The sequence below is a fragment of the uncultured Fretibacterium sp. genome (genome assembly GCF_938040765.1).
Classification (GTDB): domain Bacteria; phylum Synergistota; class Synergistia; order Synergistales; family Aminobacteriaceae; genus CAJPSE01.
The window spans coordinates 1-1,099 of the sequence record NZ_CALIAA010000233.1 but is presented as its reverse complement, the minus strand read 5'-3'; the positions used below and the strand labels follow the sequence as shown (position 1 = coordinate 1,099).

The following is a 1,099-nucleotide window of genomic DNA, read 5'->3' as shown; positions in this document are numbered from 1 at the left end:
CCGGGAGCTTTCCCCCATGACGCGGGGGATCGTATATCGTGATCTCCTTTCACCTGATCCTGCCTGTAAGGAGCTGTAAATGACGAACACCGTTATCAAGATCGAGGGATTGGGCAAGAAGTACCTGTTGGCGCACAAATCGCCGCAGCGCTACATCGCGCTGCGGGACGTGCTGGTCGACCGGGCGAAACGCCTGGGGTGCAGGCTGCGCCATCCTTTCGCGAGGAGCGCGGGGGGGGAAAATCCGGCCGTCGAGGATTTCTGGGCCTTGTCGGACCTCTCCTTCGAGGTCGAGGAGGGGGAGCGCGTCGGGGTTATCGGGCGCAACGGGGCGGGCAAGTCCACGCTGCTCAAGATCCTGAGCCGCATCACGGAGCCCACGACGGGGCGCGTGTCCCTCAGGGGGCGCGTCGCCAGCCTGCTGGAGGTCGGGACGGGCTTTCACCCCGAGCTGACGGGGCGGGAGAACATCTATCTGAACGGCGCCATCCTTGGGATGAGCAAGGCGGAGATTCGGCGGAACTTCGACGCCATCGTGGACTTCGCGGGGGTGGAGAAGTTTTTGGACACGCCGGTGAAGCGCTACTCCAGCGGCATGTACGTGCGCCTGGCCTTCGCCGTGGCCGCTCACCTGGATACGGAGATCCTGATGATCGACGAGGTCCTGGCGGTGGGGGACGCGGAGTTCCAGAAGAAGTGCATGGGCAAGATGGACGAGGTGAGCCATAAGCAGGGCCGGACGATCCTGTTCGTCAGCCACAACATGGGGGCCGTCTCGCAGCTCTGTAATCGGGTGGTGTGCCTGGAGCGGGGCCGGGTGGCGCTGGACACGCCGGACGTCTCCGCCGGGGTGCGGGAGTACCTGAACGTCTCCAGGGATACGAGCGCGACGGCCGAGTGGAGGAACCCGGGCAGCCTCTTCGAGAACCCCTGGTTCAAGCCGCTGCGCTTCGGCCTCTACGGGGAGGATGGGAAGGCGATCTCGGGTCCTGTGGAACGCAAGGACAAGGTTTGGGTCGAGATCGAGGGGATTGTCGAGGTCCCGGACCCGGCGCTGTGCGTGGGGTACGCGCTGTATGGTGAGGATGGGGCCTTGCTT

General features: G+C 64.7%; 1 protein-coding gene. It reads left to right on the top strand.

The genetic code is table 11. From position 1 onward, the window contains the following. Window positions 1-79: 79 nt before the first annotated feature. Window positions 80-1,099 (top strand): ABC transporter ATP-binding protein (locus Q0176_RS07940; RefSeq protein ID WP_299301212.1); only part of this gene is annotated, 1,020 nt, incomplete at its 3' end.